Annotated in this window: 21 protein-coding genes; 17 read left to right on the top strand and 4 right to left on the bottom strand. The window is 58.1% G+C overall.

Annotated elements, in window-relative coordinates:
- Positions 1-98: 98 nt before the first annotated feature.
- The 6 genes from hisB (at position 99) to coaA (ending at position 4321) form a co-directional block, all read left to right on the top strand.
- Positions 99-695: an imidazoleglycerol-phosphate dehydratase HisB gene (gene hisB, locus FE840_RS04670; protein ID WP_138286792.1), complete on the top strand. Its 597-nt coding sequence runs from the start codon at positions 99-101 to the stop codon at positions 693-695.
- A gap of 99 nt (positions 696-794) precedes the next feature.
- Positions 795-1445 (top strand): imidazole glycerol phosphate synthase subunit HisH, encoded by a 651-nt coding sequence (hisH, locus tag FE840_RS04665; RefSeq protein ID WP_138286796.1) that lies wholly within the window; start codon positions 795-797, stop codon positions 1443-1445.
- Positions 1446-1467: 22 nt separating this feature from the next.
- Positions 1468-2202 (top strand): 1-(5-phosphoribosyl)-5-[(5-phosphoribosylamino)methylideneamino]imidazole-4-carboxamide isomerase, encoded by a 735-nt coding sequence (gene hisA, locus FE840_RS04660; RefSeq protein WP_138286799.1) that lies wholly within the window; start codon positions 1468-1470, stop codon positions 2200-2202.
- Positions 2203-2213: 11 nt separating this feature from the next.
- A complete protein-coding gene (hisF, locus tag FE840_RS04655; protein WP_138286802.1) occupies positions 2214-2990 on the top strand; it encodes an imidazole glycerol phosphate synthase subunit HisF in 777 nt (258 codons plus the stop codon).
- A gap of 15 nt (positions 2991-3005) precedes the next feature.
- Positions 3006-3329, top strand: a complete 324-nt coding sequence (locus FE840_RS04650; RefSeq protein WP_138286804.1) for a phosphoribosyl-ATP diphosphatase — start codon at positions 3006-3008, stop codon at positions 3327-3329.
- Positions 3326-4321 (top strand): type I pantothenate kinase, encoded by a 996-nt coding sequence (coaA, locus tag FE840_RS04645; RefSeq protein ID WP_138286806.1) that lies wholly within the window; start codon positions 3326-3328, stop codon positions 4319-4321. The genes FE840_RS04650 and coaA overlap by 4 nt, the downstream gene beginning before the upstream one ends.
- 21 nt (positions 4322-4342) lie before the next feature.
- Here coaA and FE840_RS04640 read toward each other — a convergent pair whose 3' ends face one another.
- The 4 genes from FE840_RS04640 to FE840_RS04625 all read right to left on the bottom strand — a co-directional run bounded on the left by FE840_RS04640 (position 4343) and on the right by FE840_RS04625 (position 7735).
- A complete protein-coding gene (locus FE840_RS04640) occupies positions 4343-4966 on the bottom strand; it encodes an alpha-ketoglutarate-dependent dioxygenase AlkB family protein (RefSeq protein ID WP_425502167.1) in 624 nt (207 codons plus the stop codon).
- Positions 4967-4997: 31 nt separating this feature from the next.
- Complete coding sequence (gene lysM, locus FE840_RS04635; protein ID WP_138286808.1) at positions 4998-5471, bottom strand: peptidoglycan-binding protein LysM; 474 nt, start codon at positions 5469-5471, stop codon at positions 4998-5000.
- 86 nt (positions 5472-5557) lie between these two features.
- Positions 5558-5992 carry an alternative ribosome rescue aminoacyl-tRNA hydrolase ArfB gene (gene arfB, locus FE840_RS04630; RefSeq protein ID WP_138286810.1) on the bottom strand — a complete coding sequence of 145 codons (435 nt, stop codon included), beginning with the start codon at positions 5990-5992 and terminating at the stop codon, positions 5558-5560.
- 132 nt (positions 5993-6124) lie between these two features.
- Entirely contained in the window at positions 6125-7735 is a 1611-nt protein-coding gene (locus FE840_RS04625) for a phosphoenolpyruvate carboxykinase (protein WP_138286812.1), read from the bottom strand.
- A gap of 356 nt (positions 7736-8091) precedes the next feature.
- On the opposite strand from FE840_RS04625, the gene FE840_RS04620 reads away from it, so the two are divergent.
- From FE840_RS04620 to addA, 11 genes are all read left to right on the top strand, one after another.
- Entirely contained in the window at positions 8092-8811 is a 720-nt protein-coding gene (locus FE840_RS04620; protein ID WP_138286815.1) for a response regulator transcription factor, read from the top strand.
- 77 nt (positions 8812-8888) lie between these two features.
- Positions 8889-10667, top strand: a complete 1779-nt coding sequence (locus tag FE840_RS04615; RefSeq protein WP_138286817.1) for a sensor histidine kinase — start codon at positions 8889-8891, stop codon at positions 10665-10667.
- On the top strand, positions 10664-11113 hold the full coding sequence (locus FE840_RS04610; RefSeq protein ID WP_138286819.1) for an HPr kinase/phosphorylase: 450 nt from the start codon (positions 10664-10666) through the stop codon (positions 11111-11113). The genes FE840_RS04615 and FE840_RS04610 overlap by 4 nt, the downstream gene beginning before the upstream one ends.
- Positions 11114-11243: 130 nt before the next feature.
- Positions 11244-11645: a PTS sugar transporter subunit IIA gene (locus FE840_RS04605; RefSeq protein ID WP_138286820.1), complete on the top strand. Its 402-nt coding sequence runs from the start codon at positions 11244-11246 to the stop codon at positions 11643-11645.
- A gap of 20 nt (positions 11646-11665) precedes the next feature.
- Complete coding sequence (locus FE840_RS04600) at positions 11666-11947, top strand: HPr family phosphocarrier protein (protein WP_138286822.1); 282 nt, start codon at positions 11666-11668, stop codon at positions 11945-11947.
- A gap of 160 nt (positions 11948-12107) precedes the next feature.
- The gene (gene ahcY, locus FE840_RS04595; RefSeq protein ID WP_138286823.1) at positions 12108-13505 is read left to right on the top strand and encodes an adenosylhomocysteinase; all 1398 of its coding nucleotides are present in this window, start codon (positions 12108-12110) and stop codon (positions 13503-13505) included.
- A 263-nt stretch (positions 13506-13768) separates the two neighbouring features.
- On the top strand, positions 13769-16294 hold the full coding sequence (locus FE840_RS04590) for a PAS domain-containing sensor histidine kinase (protein ID WP_425502198.1): 2526 nt from the start codon (positions 13769-13771) through the stop codon (positions 16292-16294).
- A complete protein-coding gene (tsaE, locus tag FE840_RS04585; RefSeq protein ID WP_138286828.1) occupies positions 16291-17817 on the top strand; it encodes a tRNA (adenosine(37)-N6)-threonylcarbamoyltransferase complex ATPase subunit type 1 TsaE in 1527 nt (508 codons plus the stop codon). Before FE840_RS04590 ends, tsaE begins: the two co-directional genes overlap by 4 nt.
- Positions 17818-17822: 5 nt before the next feature.
- Positions 17823-18557, top strand: coding sequence for a nucleotidyltransferase family protein (locus FE840_RS04580; RefSeq protein WP_138286830.1), 735 nt, complete (start codon positions 17823-17825; stop codon positions 18555-18557).
- A complete protein-coding gene (addB, locus tag FE840_RS04575) occupies positions 18557-21748 on the top strand; it encodes a double-strand break repair protein AddB (RefSeq protein ID WP_138286832.1) in 3192 nt (1063 codons plus the stop codon). Before FE840_RS04580 ends, addB begins: the two co-directional genes overlap by 1 nt.
- Positions 21738-25292 (top strand): double-strand break repair helicase AddA, encoded by a 3555-nt coding sequence (gene addA, locus FE840_RS04570; protein ID WP_138286833.1) that lies wholly within the window; start codon positions 21738-21740, stop codon positions 25290-25292. Before addB ends, addA begins: the two co-directional genes overlap by 11 nt.
- Positions 25293-25305: the final 13 nt, after the last annotated feature.

Genomic DNA, 25305 nt, shown 5'->3' with positions numbered 1-25305 from the left:
CAAACCACTGGCCGCATGGGCGGGTACCCACATGTAACTTCTGGATATTTGCGACGCCTGCTGGTAAGGGACGGCAATTATTCTGATGGAGCAGCCCGATGGCAGAGCGCAAAGGCGAAGTATCCCGCAAAACAAACGAGACTTCCGTTTCGGTTTCCGTTGCGATCGACGGAACCGGCACGGGTAAGATCTCGACGGGGATCGGCTTCTTCGACCACATGCTGGACCAGCTCTGCCGGCACTCACTGATCGACATGCATATCGATGTGAAAGGCGATCTCCACATCGACGATCATCACACGGTTGAGGACACCGGCATCGCGCTTGGCCAGGCCATTTCGCGTGCACTTGGCGAACGCAAGGGTATAACCCGTTATGCCTCGATTGACCTTGCCATGGATGAGACCATGACCAAGGCGGCAATCGACGTGTCTGGTCGCCCTTTCCTGGTCTGGAACGTGCAATTCAGCGCGCCGAAGATCGGGACATTCGATACGGAGCTCGTTCGCGAATTCTTCCAGGCCTTTGCCCAGAATTCCGGGATCACGCTGCATGTGCTGAACCATTACGGCGCGAACAATCACCATATTGCCGAGACCTGTTTCAAGGCTGTTGCCAGAGCACTGCGGACCGCGACCGAGATTGATCCACGGCAGGCAAGCCGCGTTCCCTCCACCAAGGGAACACTCGTCTGATTCGCCAGGACTTCCTTGGTCTGCGCTTGAGACCCGACACCACTTTGCTCCGGCTGGAATGTTCACTTCCAAGCCGTCGAGCGGAAAGGAATTGAAGACATGCGTGTCGCCATCATCGACTATGGGTCGGGCAATCTACGCTCGGCCACCAAAGCTTTTGAAAGGGCCGCCCGCGAAGCAGGTCTCGACACCGAGATAGAACTGACAGACCAAGCTGAACGGGTTGCCTCTGCAGACCGGATCGTGCTGCCGGGCGTTGGCGCCTATGCGGACTGCAAGCGCGGACTGGATGCGGTTTCGGGCATGCATGACGCCATTGCCGAAGTCGTTGAGACCAAAGGGCGGCCATTCTTCGGGATTTGCGTCGGCATGCAGCTGATGTCATCGCGGGGGCTTGAGAAGACCGTGACCGACGGCTTTGGCTGGATCAAGGGCGATGTGGTGGAAATGACACCATCCGACCCGAGCCTCAAGATCCCGCAAATCGGCTGGAACACGCTCACCCTTAACCGCCAGCATCCGCTGTTTGAGGGAATCAAGACCGGGCCGGACGGACTGCATGCCTATTTTGTCCATTCCTATCACCTGGCAGCGCAGAACCCGGCGGATGTGATTGCAACGACCGATTATGGTGGCGCGATGACGGCCTTTGTCGGACGAGACAACATGGTTGGCGCGCAGTTCCACCCGGAAAAGAGCCAGTCGCTTGGTCTCAAGCTGATTGCCAACTTCCTCACCTGGCGACCTTAAGATCTTCATTCGGAAGCAATAGATGATCCTTTTTCCTGCAATCGATCTCAAAGACGGTCAGTGCGTGCGCCTCAAGCTTGGCGACATGAACCAGGCAACCGTCTACAATCCCGATCCGGCAGCGCAGGCGAAGGCCTTTGAGGACCAGGGGTTTGAATGGCTGCATGTCGTTGACCTGAACGGGGCCTTTGCCGGCGAGAGCGTCAATGGTGCGGCGGTGGATGCAATCCTCTCTGCCACAACGAACCCGGTGCAGCTTGGCGGCGGCATCAGGACACTCGAGCATATCGAAAACTGGCTTTCGCGTGGTCTTTCGCGCGTGATCCTCGGCACCGTTGCCGTGCGTGATCCGGCCCTCGTGAAGGAGGCCTGCCAACGCTTTCCGGGCAAGATTGCCGTCGGCATCGATGCCAAGGGCGGAAAGGTTGCCGTCGAGGGCTGGGCGGAGGCCTCGGAGCTCGGCGTGATCGAACTCGCCCGACGTTTCGAAGGCGCGGGCGTGGCGGCCATCATCTACACTGACATTGATCGGGACGGTATTCTGACCGGGATCAACTGGGCTTCGACGCTGGAGCTTGCCGATGCCGTTTCGATCCCTGTTATTGCATCGGGCGGACTGGCTTCCATCGATGATGTGAAACGCATGCTGGAACCGGATGCGGCCAAGCTTGAAGGTGCCATCTCCGGACGTGCTCTTTATGATGGCCGGATCGATCCGGCGGAAGCGCTGGCGCTGATCAAGGCCGCGAGAGGCTGAAGGATAGTTCGATGACACTCAAGGCCCGCGTGATCCCCTGCCTCGACGTCAAGGACGGCCGTGTCGTCAAGGGCGTCAATTTCGTTGATCTGATCGATGCCGGCGACCCGGTCGAAGCTGCCAAGGCCTATGATGCCGCCGGTGCCGACGAACTCTGCTTTCTCGACATCACGGCTTCGTCCGACAATCGCGAGACGATTTTCGAAGTCGTGGCCCAGACGGCCGATCATTGCTTCATGCCGCTGACGGTGGGCGGTGGCGTACGTGCCGTCGCCGATATTCGAAAGCTGCTTTTGTGTGGAGCCGACAAGGTTTCGATCAACTCGGCAGCGGTCAAGAACCCGGATTTTGTCGCCGAGGCGGCTGACAAGTTTGGAAACCAGTGCATTGTCGTGTCGATTGACGCCAAGAAGGTGTCAGCGGCGGGCGAGACGGACCGCTGGGAGATCTTCACCCATGGCGGACGGCAGCCTACCGGGATTGACGCTGTGGAGTTCGCCATCCGCATGGTTGAAAAGGGTGCCGGTGAGCTTCTGGTGACCTCGATGGATCGGGATGGCACCAAGAGCGGTTATGACATCTCTCTGACACGGACAATTGCCGACAGCGTGCGCGTTCCCGTCATTGCATCGGGAGGCGTGGGCACCCTTGATGACCTCGTGGCCGGAATACGGGATGGTCATGCGACAGCGGTTCTGGCTGCATCCATTTTCCATTTCGGCACCCATTCGATTGGCGAGGCGAAAGCCTATATGGCACAAGCCGGGCTCGCGATGCGGCTGGATTGAGAAAGGACGAGCGGGATGACGCAGTTTTCGCTGACCGATCTGGAGCGGATCGTATCCGAGCGAGCGACGGCTGGGACGGATCAATCCTGGACCGCAAAACTTGTTGCTGCAGGACAGAAGAAGGCGGCCAAGAAACTGGGCGAAGAGGCGGTGGAAGCCGTGATGGCAGCGGTGACAAACGACCGGCAAAACCTCGTCTATGAGAGCGCGGACCTCCTCTATCATCTGATGGTCGTATTGAAAATCGCTGGCATCCCGTTACAAGAAGTGATGCAGGAACTGGAGCGGCGGACCGCTCAATCGGGCCTGAGTGAAAAGGCCAGTCGGCGGGACCCATGACGATAGCTATGCGGGAATCCGAAACGCCAGAAGTTCTCGACCATTTCCAGGCCAACGGCTATTCCCCGTATCTCTTCTTCGAGTCCGAAGAATGGGCACAGTTTCGTGCCGATACGCCCCTGACCCTGACCGCTGATGAAGTGAAGCGGCTTCGGTCAATCGATGATCCGGTCGATCTGGATGAGGTGCGCAGGATCTATCTGTCGCTCTCGCGACTGCTTTCCTCCCATGTCGAGTCGTCGCAACTTCTATTCGAACAGCGCAATCGCTTTCTGAGCATGTCCGATGTCTTCAAGACGCCCTTCGTAATCGGGATTGCCGGATCGGTGGCCGTCGGCAAATCGACCACGGCGCGTATCTTGAAGGAATTGCTGGCGCGCTGGCCATCGAGCCCGAAGGTCGATCTGGTGACGACCGATGGCTTTCTCTATCCCAACGCGCATCTGATCAAAAACAACATGCTGAACCGGAAGGGTTTTCCGGAAAGCTACGATATCGGTGCGCTCCTGCGCTTCCTGTCGGCGATCAAGGCCGGCCTTCCCAATGTCAAGGCGCCCTGTTATTCGCACCTGACCTATGACGTCCTGCCGGACGAGCACAGGGTCATCGATCGCCCCGACATCCTGATCTTCGAAGGGATCAATGTCCTGCAATCACGGCATCTGCCAGCGGATGGCAAGATCGTGCCGATGGTCTCCGACTTCTTCGACTTCTCGATCTACATCGATGCGGACGAGAACGCGATCCATCGCTGGTATGTCGACCGCTTCATGCGGCTACGGCAGACCGCATTCCGGGACCCGAATTCCTATTTCCATCGCTATGCCACAATCAGCGAAGCCGAAGCGCTGGACATCGCCGAAGGGCTCTGGGCCAATATCAACCTGAAAAACCTGCAGGAAAACATCCTGCCGACACGCCCGCGCGCCGACCTGATCCTGCGCAAGGGCAATCATCATCTGGTCGAGAAGGTCGCTTTGAGAAAACTGTAGGCGATCTATCGCCAGCTATGCTCATGGATTGACCCGGCGCAGCGTCAGATTGATGCGTCCGCCGTTCTTAAGGAGTGTCGAGGTTGCGGGATAGATGCGATCCACTCCGTGAAATCGCAGACGGCTTGCCCCGGCGAGAACAAAGACATCACCGCTTTCCAACTTGATGGATCGCGTCCGATCATTTCGGTTGATGCCACCGATGCGGAACAGACAGGTGTTGCCAAGTGAGACCGAGACGACCGGCGCGCCCAAATTGATCTCGTCACGATCCTGATGCAGACCCATACTGGCTTTGTCATCGTAGTAGTTGATGAGGCAGGCTTCAGGGTCTTGTCCATAAGAGGACACATCGCGCCAGAGGTCCAGAAGCGGCGCTGGAATGGGTGGCCAGGCCCTGCCCGTTTCCGGATGGGTCGACTGGTAGCGGTAACCTCTTTCCTTGTCAGTCAGCCAACCAAGATTTCCGCAATTTGTCATGCGTACGGACATTTGTTTGCCGGTGCGCGGCATAACGGGGACGAAGAGCGGCGCAACGGACACGACGGACCTTATGTCGCTCAACAAGGCCTCCTGTTCGGATCTGTCGAAATAGGCCGGAAAATGAAGGAGCCCCTCATCAAGGGGCAGCCTGGTTTTCGTCATGGTGCAATTCAGCCTGTATTTTCGACCAAGGCTAGGCCTCAAGCGGGGGGATACGCAAGACCTGGCCCGGATAGATCTTGTCTGGATGGGTCAGCATTGGCTTGTTCGCGTCGAAGATCTGCGTGTGCTTGGCTCCCTTGCCCTTGCCGTACTGAGCTTCGGCGATCTTCCATAGATTGTCGCCCTTCTTTACAGTGTAGAATACGGGCTCTTTTGCTGGCTCCGGCGTTGCGCTCGGTGATTCGGCGATCTTGAGTTCCGTCGCTTCGACCCTGGAAATGCCAAGGGTATTGCCAACAGCTATGACCGTCTTTTCAAAGATCGACTGATCCTGGACGACGCCCTTGAGGACTACCTTGTCGTCGACAACCTCGACCTCAACCTTGTCAGTGCCAATATCGTGCGACGCGAGCTCCTTTTTCACAGCCTCCGCATCGGGAGCCTCGTCATCCCCGCCCAAACCGATCTTCTTGCCGGCACTCTTTATGAAGTCAAAAAATCCCATGTTTACCCCCTTGTTGAGATCAGGCCAACAACAGACGACAGCGACCGACAAAACACAAGATAAATTCTAATTTAAACTATACTGAATTAATCGCCGATCGGTCGACCACGCATCTTCTTGACTTCGGCGCGGCCTGATTTTTCCTTCAATCGTCGCTCGATCGATCCCTTGGTGGGCTTGGTCTTCTTTCGCGGGGGTGGTGGTGGCTCCGCTGCCTTGAGGATCAGCTCCTTCAGCCTTTCGCGGGCGTCTTCACGATTGCGCTCCTGACTTCGAAACCGATTGGCCTCGATCATCAGGACGCCCTCCTTGGACATGCGTTTGCCCGCCAGCTTCGCCGCATTCTGCTTGATCCGCTCGTTAAGAGCCGGCGAGCCCATCAAATTGAAGAAGAGCTGGACCGCCGTCGAAACCTTGTTGACGTTTTGCCCACCCGGTCCGCCAGCCAGCACGAATTGTTCCGTCAGTTCCCATCCGGCAATGGTGATACGGCTATTGATGATGAGCGGGTCGCTGGCCATGTCCGTCTCTTCTTCCTTCTGGACCCCATATCGGCGCAGGCAGTCCGCAAGGCAAGCGCGGAACGAAAAGACCCGGCAGAAAAATCTGCCGGGTCCTTCTCACAAATCGGGCTCAGACGTCGAGACCAACCCTTACTCAGCTGCGATGCGCAAACCAGGTGCCGCGTCGCGCACCTTGCCATCGACATGGGCTTCGAATTTGGCGAAGTTGTTGATGAACATGCCGACCAGTTTCTTGGCCTGAGCGTCATAGGCGGCGCCATCGGACCAGGTCGAACGGGGGTCGAGAATGCTGGTCTCGACACCTTCGACAGCGACCGGAACAGCGAAGCCGAAATTAGCGTCAATCCGCATATCTGCCTTTTTCAACTCACCCTTCAACGCTGCCGTCAGCAGAGCGCGGGTCGCCTTGATCGGCATGCGATTGCCAACACCATAGGCACCGCCCGTCCAGCCGGTATTGACCAGCCAGCAGTCGACTTCGTGACGGGCGATCAGATCACGCAGGAGATTGCCGTACTCAGTCGGATGACGCGGCATGAATGGTGCGCCAAAGCAGGTTGAGAACGTGGCTTCCGGTTCCGTGACACCCTTTTCTGTACCAGCCACCTTCGCGGTGTAACCAGACAGGAAGTGGTACATGGCCTGTTCCGGCGTGAGCTTCGCAATCGGGGGCAAGACGCCGAAGGCATCTGCCGTCAGCATGATGATCGTCTTCGGATGCGGCGCGGTGCCGGTCTCGGACGCATTCGGGATGAAGTGCAGCGGATAAGCGCAACGAGTGTTTTCAGTCAGTGAACCGTCGTTGAAATCGGGTACGCGGTTTTCATCAAGGACCACATTTTCCAGAACCGTGCCGAAACGCTTGGTCGTTGCATAGATTTCCGGCTCAGCCTCGGCAGACAAGCGGATCGTCTTGGCGTAGCAGCCACCTTCGAAATTGAAGATGCCATTTTCGCCCCAGCCATGCTCATCGTCGCCTACAAGAGTGCGCGTTGGATCGGCAGAAAGGGTCGTCTTGCCGGTGCCGGAAAGGCCGAAAAAGACAGCTGCGTCACCATCGGGCCCGACATTGGCCGAGCAGTGCATCGGCATGACACCACGGTCCGGCAGAAGGTAGTTCAATACGGTGAAGACTGACTTCTTCATTTCACCGGCATAGGAGGTACCGCCGATGAGAACAATTCCGTTGGTCAGATCGCAGGCAATCACCGTTTCCGTGCGGCAGCCATGGCGCTCTGGATCAGCGCGGAAACTCGGCAGATCGATGATCGTCAGTTTCGGAACGAAGCTTGCGAGTGCGGCGCGCTCCGGTCGGATCAGAAGATTACGGATGAACAAGGAGTGCCATGCGAACTCGGTGATCACGCGGGTTGGAAGCGCGTTTTCTGCATCTGCACCGCCAATAAGGTCTTGCACAAAGAGGTCCTTGCCGGCCGCATGGGCAAGCATGTCCTGGTGAAGCACGGCAAAGTGCTCCGGGGTCATCGGCTTGTTGTTATCCCACCAGATCTCGCCGTCCGTCTTTCCGTCACGGACAACAAACTTGTCTTTGGCGGACCGACCGGTGTGCTGACCGGTGAGAGCACGAAGGGCGCCGTCAGCGGTGATTTCTGCCTCACCCCGACGGATGGACTCTTCATAGAGAGCGCTTTCCAGGAAATTATAGCGGACACTGGCGGCATGACCCAAACCGATCTCCGCAATCCCCTTACCGGGGTTCCTTACACCCAATTCCTCCATGGTGCGCCTTCCTCTCAACATGGGCCACAATCTCGAATGCGCCGGAAGCTAGTCTTGCGTTTTAAAGAAAGCAAGTAGGCTCATCAAAAAAGTTCAATAATATCAATTATTTAATCGATTTAAAAGAGAAAACATCATTTTAAATCGTTTAGTTCTGCTTCTATTCCATCCTGTTTTTCCGATGCTGCAGCTGAAAAAGAGATGCAATGAAGCTTGAGAAAGAGGTTCAGACTATCGTTCTCTTTTTCCTTGCCACAATTTGTTCCACCTTTATCCTCATTAAGCTCGGGCAGATAACGAACCCGCAAAGGGCGTGAGCCATGGGGCAGCGCTTCCACACGACGGAGACGAATAGCATGCAGACGATCGCGCTCGTAGACGACGACCGCAACATCCTGACTTCTGTCTCGATTGCGCTTGAAGCCGAAGGTTACAAGGTCGAGACCTATACCGATGGCGCCTCAGCCTTGGATGGGTTGCTGGCACGTCCGCCCCAGCTCGCGATCTTCGACATCAAGATGCCCCGCATGGACGGTATGGAACTCTTGCGTCGGCTTCGCCAGAAATCGGATCTGCCAGTGATCTTCCTGACATCCAAGGACGAGGAGATCGATGAGCTTTTTGGTCTGAAGATGGGTGCCGATGATTTCATCACGAAGCCATTCTCGCAGCGACTGCTGGTGGAGCGCGTCAAGGCAATCCTGAGACGGGCAGCAAACCGGGAGAATCTGGCCCCGATCGGCGCAAAGCCGACTGCCGAGCAGCAAGCACGCACCCTGGAGCGGGGGCAGCTGGTCATGGACCAGGAGCGCCACACCTGCACGTGGAAGGGCGATGCCGTGACGCTGACTGTCACCGAATTCCTCATTCTCCAGTCATTGGCACAGAGACCGGGCGTTGTGAAAAGTCGCGATGCATTGATGGATGCAGCCTATGATGAACAGGTCTACGTAGACGACCGGACCATCGACAGTCACATCAAGAGGCTTCGCAAGAAGTTCAAAATGGTCGATACCGACTTCGACATGATTGAAACGCTCTACGGTGTGGGATACCGCTTCCGCGAAGCGGCGTGACACTGACGCCGTGATCCACATTGATCTTGGGTGAGCAGTGGGCCGTGCAAGAGGCATCGCGGGCGAGAGGTTGACGTTTGGCCAGACATGTTGACGAGGAGAGTTTGGAGGAGCTCGACGGCTCCCCGGAGTCGCGTCGTCTGTTTGCGCATCCCTTCACCCTGATCCGCCGAATCTTCGGGCATGCGCTGTTTTCGAGCCTGACGCGACGGATTGTCTTCTTTAATCTCGCGGCGCTGATCGTTCTTGTCGGCGGCATCATGTATCTCAACCAGTTCCGCGAAGGACTGATCGATGCACGGGTCGAAAGCCTGCTGACGCAGGGCGAAATCATTGCTGGTGCCATTTCGGCCTCGGCCTCAGTCGATACCAACTCGATCACCATTGATCCGCAAAAGCTCCTTGAGCTGCAGGCCGGGCAGAGCATTACGCCCGTGCCCAATGACGAAGATCTCGGCTTTCCAATCAACCCGGAACGGGTCGCGCCGGTGCTGCGGCGGTTGATCTCTCCCACGCGCACCCGCGCGCGGCTTTTCGATGCCGATGCCAACCTCCTGCTGGACTCCCGACATCTCTATTCCCGCGGCCAGGTTCTCCGCTTCGATCTACCGCCGGTCGACAGTGATACGACCGATCTTAGCGACACCCTAACCCGCGTTTTCAACACCGTGCTTCAGCCGAGCGGCTTGCCCGTTTATCGTGAATTGCCGGGCGGAGATGGATCAATATATCCCGAGGTCATGAATGCACTGACCGGGGTACGCGGCGCTGTGGTGCGGGTGACCGACCGTGGCGAGTTGATTGTTTCGGTTGCCGTTCCAGTGCAGCGCTTCCGTGCCGTTCTCGGGGTGTTGCTCCTGTCAACTCAGGCCGGAGATATCGACAAGATCGTTCACGCAGAGCGACTGGCGATCCTGCGAGTTTTCGGTGTGGCCACTCTGGTCAACATCGTCGTTTCCCTTCTTTTGTCTTCAACCATTGCCAATCCGCTTCGCCGGCTCTCGGCGGCAGCAATTCGCGTGCGACGCGGCGCAAAGGAGCGCGAGGAAATCCCCGACTTCTCCGTCCGTCAGGATGAGATCGGCAATCTTTCGATTGCACTCAGGGAAATGACCACGGCACTCTACGACAGGATCGATGCGATTGAGAGCTTCGCGGCGGATGTGAGCCATGAACTGAAGAATCCTCTCACCTCGTTACGATCGGCGGTCGAGACCCTGCCTTTGGCGAAGAGCGATCAATCACGGCAGAGGCTGATGGATATCATTCAGCACGACGTTCGCCGCCTTGACCGGTTGATCAGCGACATTTCGGACGCATCGCGACTGGATGCGGAACTGGCTCGGAGTGACGCCAAGCCCGTGGACCTCGAGACACTGGTAACAAGCCTTGTGGATGTGTCGCGTGAGATCCGAAGCGGCAAGAAAGTCGTGGCCATCAAGTATGTTGTTGATCGTGCGAACCCGAAGACCCGCTTTGTGGTCAATGGGCATGACCTGCGTCTCGGCCAGATCGTGACAAATCTCATCGAGAACGCTCGCTCCTTCGTTCCCGATTCTGGCGGCAGCATTACCGTTCGGCTGTCCCGTTCGCGGGGCCGCTGTCAGATCCAAGTCGAGGACAACGGACCCGGCATACAGGCCGAAAACATCGACCGTATCTTCGAGCGCTTCTATACCGACAGACCTGAAGGAGAGAGCTTCGGGCAGAATTCAGGTCTTGGCCTTTCCATCAGCCGACAGATCGCCGAAGCGCATGGCGGAAGCCTCAGAGCAGAAAATGTCGTCGATGCCACGACGGGGGCGGTCTCCGGCGCTCGGTTCATTCTGACATTGCCTGTCGAGCAGACGGCATGAATGGCGGGTTCGTCAATATTCATGGCACAGCCATAACGATTGACGATCGCGGCCTGCTGTTCATCGGTCCGTCCGGCGCGGGCAAATCCGACATGGCGTTTTCCTGCATCACGGAAGCACGGATGTGTGGTCGGGCCGCAGCCCTTGTCGCCGATGATCAGGTTTTTGTCGGGCGAAACAGCAAAGACGAGATCCTGGCGCGCGCGCCTCAAACAACGGTTGGGTTGATCGAACTTCGATTCAGCGGCATCGTCAGGGTGCCAAGCCAGGCCGAGGCGATACTGCAGCTTGCCATCATGCCGGTCGATCCCGACTTTGCGGAGCGGTTGCCAGCACGGGATGAAAAAGTCGTTCTGGCCGGCGATCTTCAACTCCCACTTTTTCGAATTCCAAGGGGCTGGAGCTATCCTTTGGCCCGAATCGATGCCTTGTTGAACCGGATTTGAAGTCTTCAGGCGAAAGGATGGTCGCTTTTGGCTTGCACTTCGCTTTTTCATCGCCAAGATGCATCTGCCGATGGACGAAGCAGGATTGTTGCGTTAATTGGCCGATATTTGCGCTAAGGGGCAGTAAAGAATGATCGGACTTGTGCTTGTCACTCATGGCAAGCTGGCTGAAGAGTTTCATCATGCGGTGGAACATGTTGTTGGCCCTCAGAAATTCATCGAGACGGTTTCAATCGGCCCCGAAGACGATATGGACCAGCGGCGTCAAGACATACTTGATGCCGTTACCAAGGCGGATGATGGGCATGGTGTCATCATTTTGACTGATATGTTCGGCGGAACGCCCTCGAATCTCTCCATTTCGGTGATGAACAACGGGCGTGTCGAAGTTATTGCTGGCGTCAACCTGCCCATGCTTATCAAGCTTGCCGGTGTACGCGGCGACAATGACATGGAACGGGCCCTTGTCGAAGCCTCCGAGGCTGGTCGAAAATACATCAATGTCGCCAGCCGCGTCTTGAGCGGAAAGTGACGGACGCAGGTACGGCGCGCATGACAAACAGCAGCACAACGCGTGAGCTCGCCATCATCAACAAGCGCGGACTGCATGCCCGTGCGTCGGCCAAGTTCGTTCAGACGGTGAGCGGCTTTGATGCACAGGTGAGCGTTTCCAAGGACGGTATGACGGTCGGTGGCACTTCGATCATGGGCCTGATGATGCTTGCTGCAAGTCCCGGCTGCTGCATATCAGTCAGCGCCAGCGGCAGAGATGCGACTGCTGTGCTGGAAGCACTTGCCGCACTCGTTGCCGACAGGTTCGGCGAAGATGCCTGATAGGTGATGACATAAAGACATAAAGACTTCTTTATGTCTGGTTGCAAAGCTCTATGTTCCCTGCTATTGGTGAGCCACCACCCGGTTATGGTTCCGGGTCCTATTGGCGTGCCGTTCAGAACCGTTGTGGTCGCGGCACAGCATCTAGCCGGAGAGCTTCATGAGCACACAGGATTACGTCATCGCGGATATTGGCCTTGCCGCTTTTGGCCGCAAGGAAATCGACATTGCTGAAACCGAAATGCCAGGTCTCATGGCCTGCCGCGAAGAATTCGGCGCATCCAAGCCGCTGAAGGGTGCGCGCATTACCGGTTCGCTCCACATGACGATCCAGACTGCGGTTCTGATCGAAACGCTTGTTGCGCTGGGCGCAGAAGTCCGTTGGGCATCCTGCAACATCTTTTCGACCCAAGACCATGCGGCTGCCGCGATCGCTGCCGCCGGTATCCCGGTGTTTGCCGTCAAGGGCGAGACGCTGAAGGATTATTGGGAATACACCGACAAGATCTTCCAGTGGGCCGACGGCGGCTTCTCCAACATGATCCTCGACGACGGTGGCGATGCCACAATGTATATCCTGCTGGGTGCTCGCGCGGAAGCTGGCGAGGATATCCTGAAGAACCCCGGCTCCGAGGAAGAAGAGATCCTCTTTGCACAGATCAAGAAGCGGCTCGCCCAGTCCCCGGGCTGGTTCACCAAGCAGCGCGATGCCATCAAGGGTGTCACCGAAGAAACCACCACGGGCGTTCACCGCCTCTATGAACTGAGCAAGAAGGGCCTCCTCCCCTTCCCGGCTATCAACGTCAACGACTCGGTCACCAAGTCGAAGTTCGACAACAAGTATGGCTGCAAGGAATCGCTGGTTGACGGCATCCGTCGTGGTACCGATGTGATGATGGCCGGCAAGGTTGCCGTTGTCTGCGGTTATGGTGACGTTGGCAAAGGCTCTGCCGCGTCGCTTCGCGGTGCCGGTGCCCGCGTGAAGGTCACGGAAGTCGACCCGATCTGCGCGCTTCAGGCTGCCATGGATGGCTTTGAGGTCGTGACGCTGGAAGACGTGGTCGACACCGCAGACATTTTCATCACCACGACCGGCAACAAGGACGTCATCCGCATCGAGCACATGCGCGCGATGAAGGACATGGCGATCGTCGGCAACATCGGCCACTTCGACAACGAGATCCAGGTTGCTGCACTGCGGAACCTGAAGTGGACCAATGTGAAGCCGCAGGTCGACATGATCGAGTTCCCGAAGGGTAATCGAATGATCCTTCTCTCGGAAGGTCGTCTGTTGAACCTCGGCAACGCAACGGGTCACCCTTCCTTCGTGATGTCGGCTTCGTTCACCAACCAGGTTCTGGGGCAGATCGAACTGTTTACGAAGCCTGGCGAGTACAAGAATGAGGTCTATGTCCTGCCGAAACACCTTGATGAGAAGGTCGCGCGCCTCCATCTGGCAAAGCTCGGTGTGAAGCTGACAGAGCTCTCGGAAGAACAGGCGGCCTATATCGGTGTGGAACAGCAGGGTCCGTTCAAGCCAGAACACTACCGCTATTAAAATATAGCTGGATAAATACTAGATATTGTGGGCGCGACCTTGACAAAGGTCGCGCTTTCTTTTTTGGCGCACCTCTTCCCGACCCAATCCATCAGCGGTATTGTTTTAAAACTTGATTCGTGGAGCAACAGTTCTGCGGATAACGGATGTCTTGTCGATGATGCGGCACCTAAGACGGAGACAGACCGAGCATGTCGGTACAACACTTGCGCCCGCTGACGCGGGATGCGGTCATGACGACCGTGGACTTGGGCCTCTGGCGGCTGAAATCAAAAGAGACGGGTTCTAAGCAAGGCAGACAGGCATGCTGGTCCGGACCTGCGCGGGCGTTCACGTGCATGCGCAACCTCCTCGCGGCGGGTACGGCCTTTACCGGCCTGTTCACCTCAAGCTTCGCCCATGCGCAAGATCTGATCGAGGACGGGGAACGGCTGTTCAGCAGCGTCGATGTGGCGGGCTATGTCCTGGTGATTGGCGCGCTATCGGCAGCACTAGCTTCAGCCATCTGGCTCATTCGTCAGCGCGGCAGGCTGGAAAGCGAGGGACGCGAGATGCGGACAGCTCTTTCGGATGCCCAACAACGAATTTCCCGTTATCAGGCACTGATCGCTGACAAGAACAGACGGATCGTTGTCTGGGACGGTCATACCGCAAGGCCGGAATTCCTCGGTCAGCTGCCGGCTGAGACTGGCGCTCCCGCGCACAACGCTGATTTCCTCGCTTTCGGACGGTGGTTGAAGCCCGAGGCCGCCGGCGAGCTTGAAAGAGCAATCGAGGCCTTGCGTTCAGATGCCAAGACCTTTGACCTGATCATCGAAACTCAAAGGGGCGAAGTCCTCGAAGTTCAGGGGCGTCTAACCGGCGGTCGGGCCTTTGCCCGCTTTGTCGCGCTCAACAATCTGCGGGCCGAGCTTGCGGAACTGAAGATCGAACGCAACCGGCTGAGAAATTCCATATCGGCCTTTGAAGCTCTGCTTGATGCCATCGAGCAACCCGTCTGGCAGCGCGATGCCGAGGGCAAGCTTGTCTGGGTCAACCATGCCTATAGCGAAGCGGTAGAAGCCCAAAGCCCGGAACAGGCTATTGTCGAGGGCCGCGAGGTTTTGAGCAGCCTGACGCGGGAAAAGATCAAGGCCAGCACAACGCCTGAATCGCCGTTTCACGACACGGTTTCGACCGCCGTTCGCGGCTCGCGAGCCTTCTTTGATGTCGTCGACGTACGTGGACCTGCAGGCTCTGCCGGCATGGCGATTGATGTTTCCAAGGAAGAAGTGCTGCGCGAGCAACTGGCCCGAACGCTGAAAAGCCATGCCGACACATTGGATCACCTTGCAACGCCTGTTGCGATCTTTGACGGCGAGCAGCGGCTGCAGTTCTACAATCAGGCCTTCGTTCAGCTTTGGGGACTGGAAACACCGTTCCTCGAAAGCAAACCTGGCAATGGAGAGCTTCTGGACAGGCTGCGCGCGGCACACAAGCTGCCGGAAGAACTGAGCTGGAAGACGTGGAAGGAAAAGACGCTTTCCGTCTATCGCTCGGTCGAAACGCAGACCGACCTCTGGCATCTGCCCAACGGTCAGACCCTGCGCGTGATCGTTTCAGCCCATCCGCAAGGAGGCGCCACCTGGGTCTTTGAAAACTTGACAGAACAGGTCGCGCTGGAGACCCGATACAACACGCTGCTGCGGGTTCAGGGCGAAACAATCGACCACCTTTCGGAAGGCGTTGCGGTTTTTGGCCCCGACGGGCGCATCCAGTTGTCGAACCCTGCCTTCCGTGCGCTTTGGGCCGTGACCGAAGAGCAGACCGCTTTAGGCACCCATATCCGCGCCATCGAGAAGGCGTGCTCACCCTCCTATGACCGCCCGGATGGCTGGAAAGCCTTCAGCCACATGATCACGAGCTTTGACGACGAGCGCCCCTCGCGTCAGGGCACGCTGGAACTCTATTCCGGGCTTGTCCTCGACTATGCGGTGACGCCGCTTCCAAATGCCCAGACGATGCTGACTTTCGTTAACATGACAGACAGCGTCCGGGCGGAGCGCGCCTTGAAGGAAAAGAACGAGGCACTACGCAAGGCGGACGAGTTGAAGAACGATTTCGTTCAACACGTCTCTTACGAATTGCGTTCGCCCCTGACCAATATCATTGGCTTCACTGACCTCTTGAAGACCCCGGCAATCGGCCCGTTGAACGAGCGGCAGGCGGAATATGTCGATCATATCTCGACCTCATCTTCGGTTCTTCTGACCATCGTCAATGATATCCTCGACCTTGCAACCGTCGATGCAGGCATCATGCAGCTCGATTATTCCGATATCGATCTGAACGATCTGCTTGATGACGTGTCGATGCAGATGACCGACCGGCTGCAGGAGGGCAAGGTGACGCTTGAGATTTCGGCGACAGCCAATCTCGGCCACATGATTGCGGATCGGCAGCGGCTGAAGCAGATCCTGATCAAGCTTTTGACCAACGCTGTCAACTTTGCGCCCGAAGGCTCGGTTGTCTCCATGCGCTGCTGGCGTGATCAGGACGATTTTGCCTTCTCGGTCACAGATACCGGCTGCGGTATGTCTCCGGAAATGCTGGCGACCGTGTTTGACCGGTTCTCGACCAACGGCAAGGGTGGAAAGCGCAGTGGTCCGGGCCTCGGCCTCTCCATCGTCCAGAGTTTCGTCAACCTTCATGGCGGGAGCGTTTCGATTGACAGTGCGCCCGGCGAAGGCACGACCGTTCGTTGCCGCATCCCGTCAACCATCGTTCCACAGGTCGTTGCTGCCGAATGAGCGAGACCGTACTGCCTCTGCATGTATATCTGGCGTCAGAGGCGGAAACGCAGCAACTGGGTGCTGATCTGGCCCTTGCGCTGAAGCCCGGCGACTGTGTCGCGCTGGATGGAGACCTTGGGGCGGGCAAGTCGACATTGTGCCGGGCGTTGTTGCGAAACCTCGCGGACGATCCTGAGCTTGAGGTTCCAAGTCCAACCTTCACGCTGGTGCAGAACTACGACCTTCGCATTCCAGTTGCCCATTTCGATCTCTATCGGCTTTCGGATTCAAGCGAGCTCGATGAACTGGGATTTCCCGAGGCCCTTAACAGCGGGATCTGCCTGGTCGAATGGCCTCAGCGCGCCGTCGACGCCCTGCCCCGGGATCGGCTCTCACTGGTCTTCAGCTTCGAGAAGGAAGGCGGACGGACTGTCGAGCTTTCCGCCCCACCAGCCGTGCTCGACAGAGTGAAGCGTTCGCTTGCGATCCGTGCGTTCCTCAATGCGAATGGCTACTTGAAAGCCGAGCGTCGACACCTGACGGGTGACGCCTCAAGCCGTGCCTATGAACATGTCTATCCGGCTGACGGGTCCGACAGGCTTGTGCTGATGGATGCACCAAGGAAGCAGCAAGGCGCCATTCTGCCGAATGGCAAGACCTATGCACAGACAGTGCATCTGGCGGAAGATGTCTATCCCTTCATTGCGGTTGCAAATGCCCTGCGCTCGCACGGTTTTTCGGCGCCGGGCATTGTCAGATCTGCGGGTGAAGAAGGTCTTTTGTTGCTTGAGGATCTCGGCACCGGATCGGTACTGGATGCCGATGGTCATCCGATTGCGGAGCGCTATCGGGCGAGTGCAATGTGCCTTGCGGCTCTCCATGACACCCCTTTCGAGCGAGAGGTCGCACTTGGAGAGGGCAGAAGTCACTCGATCCCGGATTTCGACCGCACGGCCATGCAAACCGAGGTAGACCTCCTTCTCGACTGGCACCTGCCGTGGAACCGCAATGGTAAAGAGGCCACGCAGGAAGAACGGGCTGCCTACCGGCAAATCTGGGGAAGTCTCTTCGATAGGCTGACGAGCGCCGAGACGACGCTTGTCATGCGCGATTTTCACTCTCCCAACATCATCTGGCGGGAGGACAAGACCGGCCATGAGCGGGTCGGGCTGATTGATTTCCAGGACGCGATGATAGGGCCATCTGCCTATGACGTGGTGTCCCTCGTCCAGGATGCGCGTGTCACAATTGGCCGACCTCTTATGGAGCAATTGATAGCAGACTATATGTTGGCTCGGACGAAAGCCGATTTCAGGCGTGATCAGTTCATGGAGGCCTGGGCGATCATGTCGGCTCAACGTGCCTGCAAGCTGAACGGGCTATGGGTGCGTCTGAAACAGCGGGATGGCAAGGATGGCTATATGCGTCATATGCCGCGAACGCTGTGGCATCTTGCCGTCGCCTTCGAACATCCCGTTCTTGCCCCCTTGCATGCGTGGTGCACAAAGGCTGGAATCGAGACAGTCGAATCAGCACCCTGAGCCGCATGACCATTCGCCAAGCCATGATACTTGCCGCAGGCCTTGGCACACGCCTGCGCCCGATTACCGATACCACGCCGAAACCGCTGGTGAAGATCGGCGGCAGGGCGATGATTGACTATGCGCTGGACGCTTTGGCGGATGCGGGTGTCACCCATGCGGTCGTGAACGTGCATCATCATGCCGACCAGATGGAGGCCCATCTTTCCCGCTTCGACCGGATGCAGATTACGATCTCCGATGAGCGGGACGGGCTTTTAAATTCCGGTGGTGGCCTGAAACAAGGCCTTCGCTTTCTGAGGCGTGAGCCCCTTTACGTCATGAATGCCGATCTTTTCTGGGTGGGAGAGCCGCCGGGCCAGGCCAGCAATCTCTCACGCCTTGCAGACTTCTTCGATCCGGAGCGGATGGATATTGCCATGCTCTGCGTCGATCCGCAGCGCATGACAGGGCATAATGGCAAGATGGATTTCTCAATCGGCAGCAGAGGAAACCTTCAGCGCTTTCGTGATGGGATGTCAGACCCTGTGGTTTATGCCGGAGCCCTTATTCTACCCCATCAACTGCTGGACGACGCGCCGGCAGATGCCTTCAATCTCAACATCTATTTCGACAAGGCCATCGCTGCAGGGCGGCTTTACGGACAAAGACTGACGGGGCATTGGATAACGGTTGGTACGCCCGAGGCGATTGGCGAAGCAGAAGAGGTCCTCGCCGATTTCGCAATGGTCGAAAAGTAATGGGGATCGCCGGCACCCCAAGAGTCCTGACAATTCCACCCGGCCTGCGGTTTCTCAAGGTTCTGGCTACATCACTGCTGGAAGGCCGGCTTGCGCCCGGGTTTCGCTATGATCCGTCAGATCCGCTTTCGCTTGCCCATGTAACCATTCTCGTACCGACGCGTCGTGCAGCCCGTGTCCTGCGTTCGGAGTTCGTCGACCTTCTGGGGGGACAATCGGCGATCCTGCCGCAGATCCACCCTCTGGGTGAAACCGATGAGGATAGCGGCTTCATGGAGGAAGCATCCCCTTCCCTCATGGATCTTGCTCCGCCGGTGAGCGGAACGGTCATGCTCCTGGAACTGGCACGACTGATACTGGCGTGGCGCAATACGCTTCCTGACATCGTTCGCTCCATCCATTTCGATACGCCGCTCGTGGCACCCGCCAGTCCGGCGGACGCCGTCTGGCTGGCAAAGGCACTGACGGAACTAATCGAAGCCGCCGAGACAGAAGGTGCAGACTGGAAAAAGCTTGAAGATCTTCCCGCGCAGGATTTTGCCTCGTGGTGGAAGCTGACGACCGAATTTTTAAAAATTGCAACAGCCTTCTGGCCAGCCCGGCTGGAAGAACTGGCACGCTCATCGCCTGCCCGACATCGTGATGCGGTCCTGCGGGCTGAGGCCGAGCGGATCCGGACCCATGGCGTGCGTGGCCCGGTCATCGTTGCCGGCTCGACCGGATCGATTCCTGCTGCGGCAGATTTGATTTGCGCAATTGCAGAATGCAAGGAGGGCGTCGTTGTTCTGCCGGGCCTTGATCTGTCGATGCCGGAAGCCGATTGGCAGAAGCTCGATGATCGAACAACGCGGCCACTGCAGCCGGACCCGGCAGTCAGAGGACATCCGCAATATGGGCTTGCCCATCTTTTGAGGGATCTCAAGATCACCCGAGAGGATGTGCAAACGCTGCAAATGGTGGCCCCTGACCTTGGGGACCGATCGGAAATCATTTCTCGTGCCATGGCTCCTGCCGAAGCGACCGATAGCTGGCGGGAGTGGCGGGAGAGCTTCGGCACCGCACGTATCGAACGTGCCTTTGCCGATGTGGCGCTGATCGAGACCGCAAATGAGCGACAAGAAGCGGTTGCTATTGCGATTGCCCTACGGCTGGCGCTTGAGGACAAGGGAGAGGAGGGTGAGAGCCTTGTAGGGGTAATTACACCGGACCGCGCGCTTGCCCGAAGGATCATGGCGGAGCTGGCACGCTTCGGGATCGATGCGGATGACTCGGCCGGTACGCCGCTGACAAGCACACAGCAGGCGATCCTTTGCCAGACCCTTGTCGAGGCCTGTCTGAGGCCCGGTGATCCGGTCGCAGCCGTTTCACTGATAAAACATCCGCTGGCTCTTTTCGGACTTGCGCCTGCTCGCGCCAAGGCAGCGGCGGTAGCGCTTGAAACCTTCGCTCTTCGCGGCAGCACGGAAGGTATCGACCTCGGCAATCTTGAGGCGATGCTTGACCGGGCACTGATTGCCCATGCCAGTGATCGTCACCCGCCACAGTGGCGCCAGTCATTCGGGGAAGAGGTTTTGGCCGATGCCAGGCTTCTTGCTCGTGCGGTGAGCCGGGCGCTCGAACCACTGGTTGGCGTTCTGGTGCGACACAGCGATGGCCGGATCCTGTCCAACCGGCTGACGCTCAAGGACTGGGCGACGCGGACCGGAAAGGCGCTGGAAGCGATTGCGGGAGACAGTACCGGGGATCTTTCGGAGCTTTGGGGTCAGCCGGGCGGCGAAAAGCTGGCGGAACTTCTCGGCGAGGTTATAGCCACCGACGGCCAGATCGAGGCGGACGGGCCAGAATGGATCGACATCCTTGCGGCTCTCATGGCCGGTCAGGCCGTCAAGCCGAAGGCCATGCGGCACCCGCGCGTCTTCATTTTCGGTACACTTGAGGCTCGCCTCCAGCATATGGATAGCTTGGTCCTGGCCGGGATGAATGAAGGCTCGTGGCCGAGCCAGACGACCAATAATCCGTTCCTGTCACGGATGATGAAGACCGAAATCGGTCTTGAGCCGCCAGAACGGCGGATCGGCCAGGTTGCCCATGACTTCGAGATGGCCTGTGGCACGCGCAGGCTGATCTATTCACGGTCCCTTCGACAGGGATCGGCGCCGACCGTTGCATCCCGCTGGCTCCAGAGGCTGACGGCCCTGATCGGACCGGAGGTCGAGAAGCAGATGCGGGCACGCGGCGAGGTTTACCGCGACTATGCCGAATTGCTGGATGAGGGTGATAGCCAACCGGCAGCGCAACGGCCTGCCCCAAAGCCGCCGGTCGAACTGCAACCTCGCTCCTTCTCCTTCAGCGAAGTCAGCCGCTTCCGGCGCGATCCGTATGCGACCTATGCGAGGCGGATCCTCAGGCTCGATCCGGTCGACATGTTCAACCAGGATCCGGGGGCAGCGGAACGTGGTACGCTCTATCACAGGATCGTCGAACGCTTCGTTCGCGAGGGCCATGATCCGCTGCTGGCGGATGCCGTACACCGGATGTGTGTGATTGCAGACGAGGAATTCCTGCGGGAGGAATTGCCTCTCCATGTTGAGATCATCTGGCGGCAAAGGTTCTACGGCGTTGCCGACGCCTTCATCCGATGGGAAAGACAACGCAGGCCAGAAATCCTGAAGTCCCACACCGAGGTACCGGCCCGGGCGGAGATTGCGCTGATCGGACTGACGCTCACAGGTGTTGCCGACCGGATCGACATACGCGCCGGTGGCTATGCCGATATCATCGACTACAAGACAGGGCTTGCGCCGAGCGTCCAGCAGGCGCGCGTTTTGCTTGACCCTCAACTGGCCCTCGAAGCAGCCGTACTCCAGCAGGGTGGTTTTCGCGAACTCGATCCGATGACACCACTCAATCTGATCTATGTGCGTCTCAGGCCGCTGGATCGCTTCTCGCCCGATACGGTCAACAATGAGCTGACCGGACGCGGTGACAACAAGAAATCGGCACTCGATCTCGCAACACAGGCCATCGAGGAACTGGCAAAATTCGTCCAGTCGCTCCACAGCGGTCAAAGAGGGTATGTGTCGAGGCTGATGCCTTTCCAGCAGCAGGACTATGGTGGCGAATACGACCATCTGGCGCGTGTTGCCGAATGGTCGACCGCAGATATCGAGGAGGTCGGCCATGACGACTGAGGTCACGTCACCCTCCCCCGGCTCCAATTCGTCTCAATGGCTTGACTGGACGACCTTGCAGCAATCAACGGCATCGCATCCCGAACGCTCGGCCTGGGTGTCGGCCAATGCGGGTTCCGGCAAGACCCATGTGCTCACACAACGAGTCATCCGGCTACTTCTGGCGGGTGCGCGCCCCTCCTCGATTCTGTGCCTGACCTATACGAAGGCTGCCGCATCAGAAATGTCGAACCGCGTCTTTGACCGGCTGGCAGCCTGGGTGACGCTGACGGACGAGGAGCTGGCAAAGCGCATCTATCAGATTGAGCGCATAGAGCCCGATCGAGAGACGCTGGCGAAAGCACGAAGACTGTTTGCGCGCGCCCTGGAAACGCCAGGCGGATTAAAGATCCAGACAATCCACGCGTTTTGCGAAGCGCTGCTGCACCAGTTTCCGCTGGAGGCCAATGTCGCCGGCCATTTCTCTGTTCTCGATGATCGGGCCGCGACAGCCGTGCTGGCAGAAGCACGCCGCTCGCTGCTGACGGCAACATCGTCCGAGGACAATGAAGAACTCGCGGAAGCCTTTGCCGAGGTGCTGTCGATTGCGGACGACACGGGGCTCGAAGTGCTTTTGTCCGATATCGTGGCCAATCGGCTGGCGATACGCCGGTTTCGAGCGGCTGCCGAACGTCAAGGCGGGATGGAACAGGTGCTGCGCAAACGCCTGTCGCTTAGTGAGGAAGAGACCGAAGAGAGCATCGCGGCTTCCGGCTGGCCTATGGCAGGTCTCGCAGGCTCTGAACTGACACAGTATATCGAGCTAGCGGCGGAGAAGGCAGGCGAAAAGGTTCGCGCCATAGCCGATGCCCTTGCACTGGCAAATGCCGAAGAGAACCCGCTCCTGCGATTCCGACATCTGGAAACGGCTTTCCTGACGGCGTCCGAGGCTCCGAAAGCAGACAGCACCCTGATTGCAGCGGCCATGACCAAGGTTGCGCCGGCACTCAAGGACGCTGTAATTGCGGCCCGTGACCACTTTGTCATCATTCGGGACCGGCTGCGGATCTTCCGGATGTATAAGGCCACACGTACCGCTCTCGTCCTCGCCACGCGATTGGATGAAGACTACGAAGCCCTGAAGAAGCGCCGGTCGCAGCTCGATTTCGAGGATCTGATTGCCCGGACCGCTGATCTTCTCATGCGCGCCGATGTCGGTGCCTGGGTGCATTACAAGCTGGATCAGGGCATTGACCACATCCTTGTGGATGAGGCGCAAGATACCAGTCCGGTCCAATGGTCGGTGATCCGTTCGCTGCGCGAGGATTTCTTTGTCGGCGAAGGCGCAAGGGACAGTTTGCGGACCTTCTTTGCGGTCGGGGATGAGAAGCAGTCGATCTACTCCTTTCAGGGGGCAAGACCCGAGCGCTTTTCGCTGGAGGCTGGGGAAACCGCCAAGGCGGTTGCCCAGGGCGGACAGTTGTTCAGCAGCATCCGGCTGCCATTGTCCTTCAGATCTACGGCCACAGTGCTCTCTGCGGTGGACCAGGTTTTCAGCGTTCCCGATAATGCCAGGGGGCTTAGCCCTTCGGGCGATCAAATCGAGCACATGTCGAACCGGACAGGCCATCCCGGTACGGTCGACGTCTGGGATCTGATCATCGCCGAGAAACAGGTGCGCGACGAGGACTGGACAGCGCCCTTCGATTCGACTCCGGAAAGCGCACCTTCTGCCATCCTCGCGCGACGGATGGCTTACCGAATCGGCGAAATGATCGGTCGCGAGACCGTTATCGAAGACGGCAAGGAGCGCCCGATCCGGCCGGGTGACATTCTGGTTCTGGTCCGCAAGCGCGACAGTTTCGTCAACGCTCTGACGCGGGCCTTGAAGCGCAACGGCAATATCCCGGTCGCCGGGGCCGACCGCCTGAAGCTGACATCCCATATTGCCGTGCAGGACCTGCTCGCACTCGGGCGTTTCGTCCTGTTGCCAGCGGATGATCTCTCACTTGCGGCTCTCCTGAAAAGCCCCCTGTTCAATCACTCTGAAGATCAGCTTTTTGAACTCGCCGCCTATAGAAAGCGGGACGAATCGCTCTGGGTACGACTGCAAAACATGAAGGACAAGTCGGGCTCGAACTGGACCAAGACCGTCCAGACGCTTGAGCTTTTTCTGAGCATGGCTGCGCGTTACTCGGCACATGACTTCTATGCCCGGGTGCTTGGCGTTCATGGCGGGCGCAAGGCCTATCTTGCGCGGCTTGGAGGCGAAGTCAGCGATATTCTCGATGAGTTCCTGACCTTTGCCCTGTCCTTCGAAACTGCCAGTCTGCCAGGTCTCCAGGCCTTTGTTTCGACGCTCGAACTTGAAGCGCCAGAAGTGAAGCGTGAGCAGGACAAGGAGCGGGACGAGGTGCGCATCATGACGGTGCATGCGTCCAAGGGTCTTGAGGCGCCGGTGGTCTTCCTCGTGGATGGAGGCTCGAAAGCCTTCAATCACAGCCATCTTTCGAAGCTGCGCCTCCTGGATGATAGGCCTGATCGCCTGGCGCTGCCCGTCTGGCTACCATCGAAAGCACTCTCCAACTCGGTGATTGAAGAGGATACGGCAGCCAGACAGATCGCAACCGAGGAAGAGTATCGCCGGCTGCTTTATGTCGCGATGACGCGAGCCGCTGACAGGTTGGTCATTTGTGGCTATCGCGGCGTTCAGGATACGGGTGAGATCTGGCACCGCATGGTGTCTACAGCGCTGTCCAAGGATGAAAGCCGCTGCAAACCGGCAGAGTTTTCAGGGCCGGACGGGTCATGGACCGGCCTGAGCTGGCGGATCGAAGATCCCGTGAAGGTTTTGCCGGCGGAGGATCGGGCGGAGAGTGCTTCAAAGTGCCAGACCTTGCCGGCTTCGCTACTGGAGGCTCTGCCACCTACCAGGGCCCTGCCCCGTCCCTTGAGCCCATCGGGCGCTGGCAGTCTGATCATTGAGGATGAGGACGAAGTGGTTACCGCTTCGGCCCTGTTCGATAGATCGACATCCGGCGAAATCGCGCTGCAACGGGGACGACTGATCCATCGGATGTTGCAAAGCCTGCCAGGCGTTCCTCCAGCGGACAGGGCCAAGGCTGCCGAACGCTATGCGGAGCGTGCAGCTGGTGCCTGGTCAGCCGGTGAGAGGCAGGGTCTGGTGGAGTCGGTACTGTCAGTTCTCGACCATCCCGATCTTGCCGATGTCTTTGGTGCAAAAAGCAAGGCGGAGGTCTCCATCATGGGAACGATGAGCCTTCGCGGAGAGTTACGCGCGGTATCGGGACGGATCGACCGCCTCGCCGTACTCGACAGGCGGATCCTGGTGTTGGATTACAAGACGAACCGGCAGGTGCCTGCCACTGAAACGGAGGTGCCGCTTGCGCATCGTGCTCAACTGGCCATCTACAGGGAGATCCTGAAACCTCTTTATCCAGATAGCGCCATTCATTGCATGCTTGTCTACACAGAGAATGGAAGCGTGATTCCGCTTTCGGACGCCGTCTTGTGCCAATCCCTTGCCGACCTCGAGACATCGTGAGATATCACTCATT

It is taken from the genome of Peteryoungia desertarenae (assembly GCF_005860795.2).
In the GTDB taxonomy this organism is placed as follows: domain Bacteria; phylum Pseudomonadota; class Alphaproteobacteria; order Rhizobiales; family Rhizobiaceae; genus Allorhizobium; species Allorhizobium desertarenae.
The sequence above is the reverse complement of the archived record's forward strand: the minus strand, read 5'-3'. Positions and strand labels throughout refer to the sequence as shown.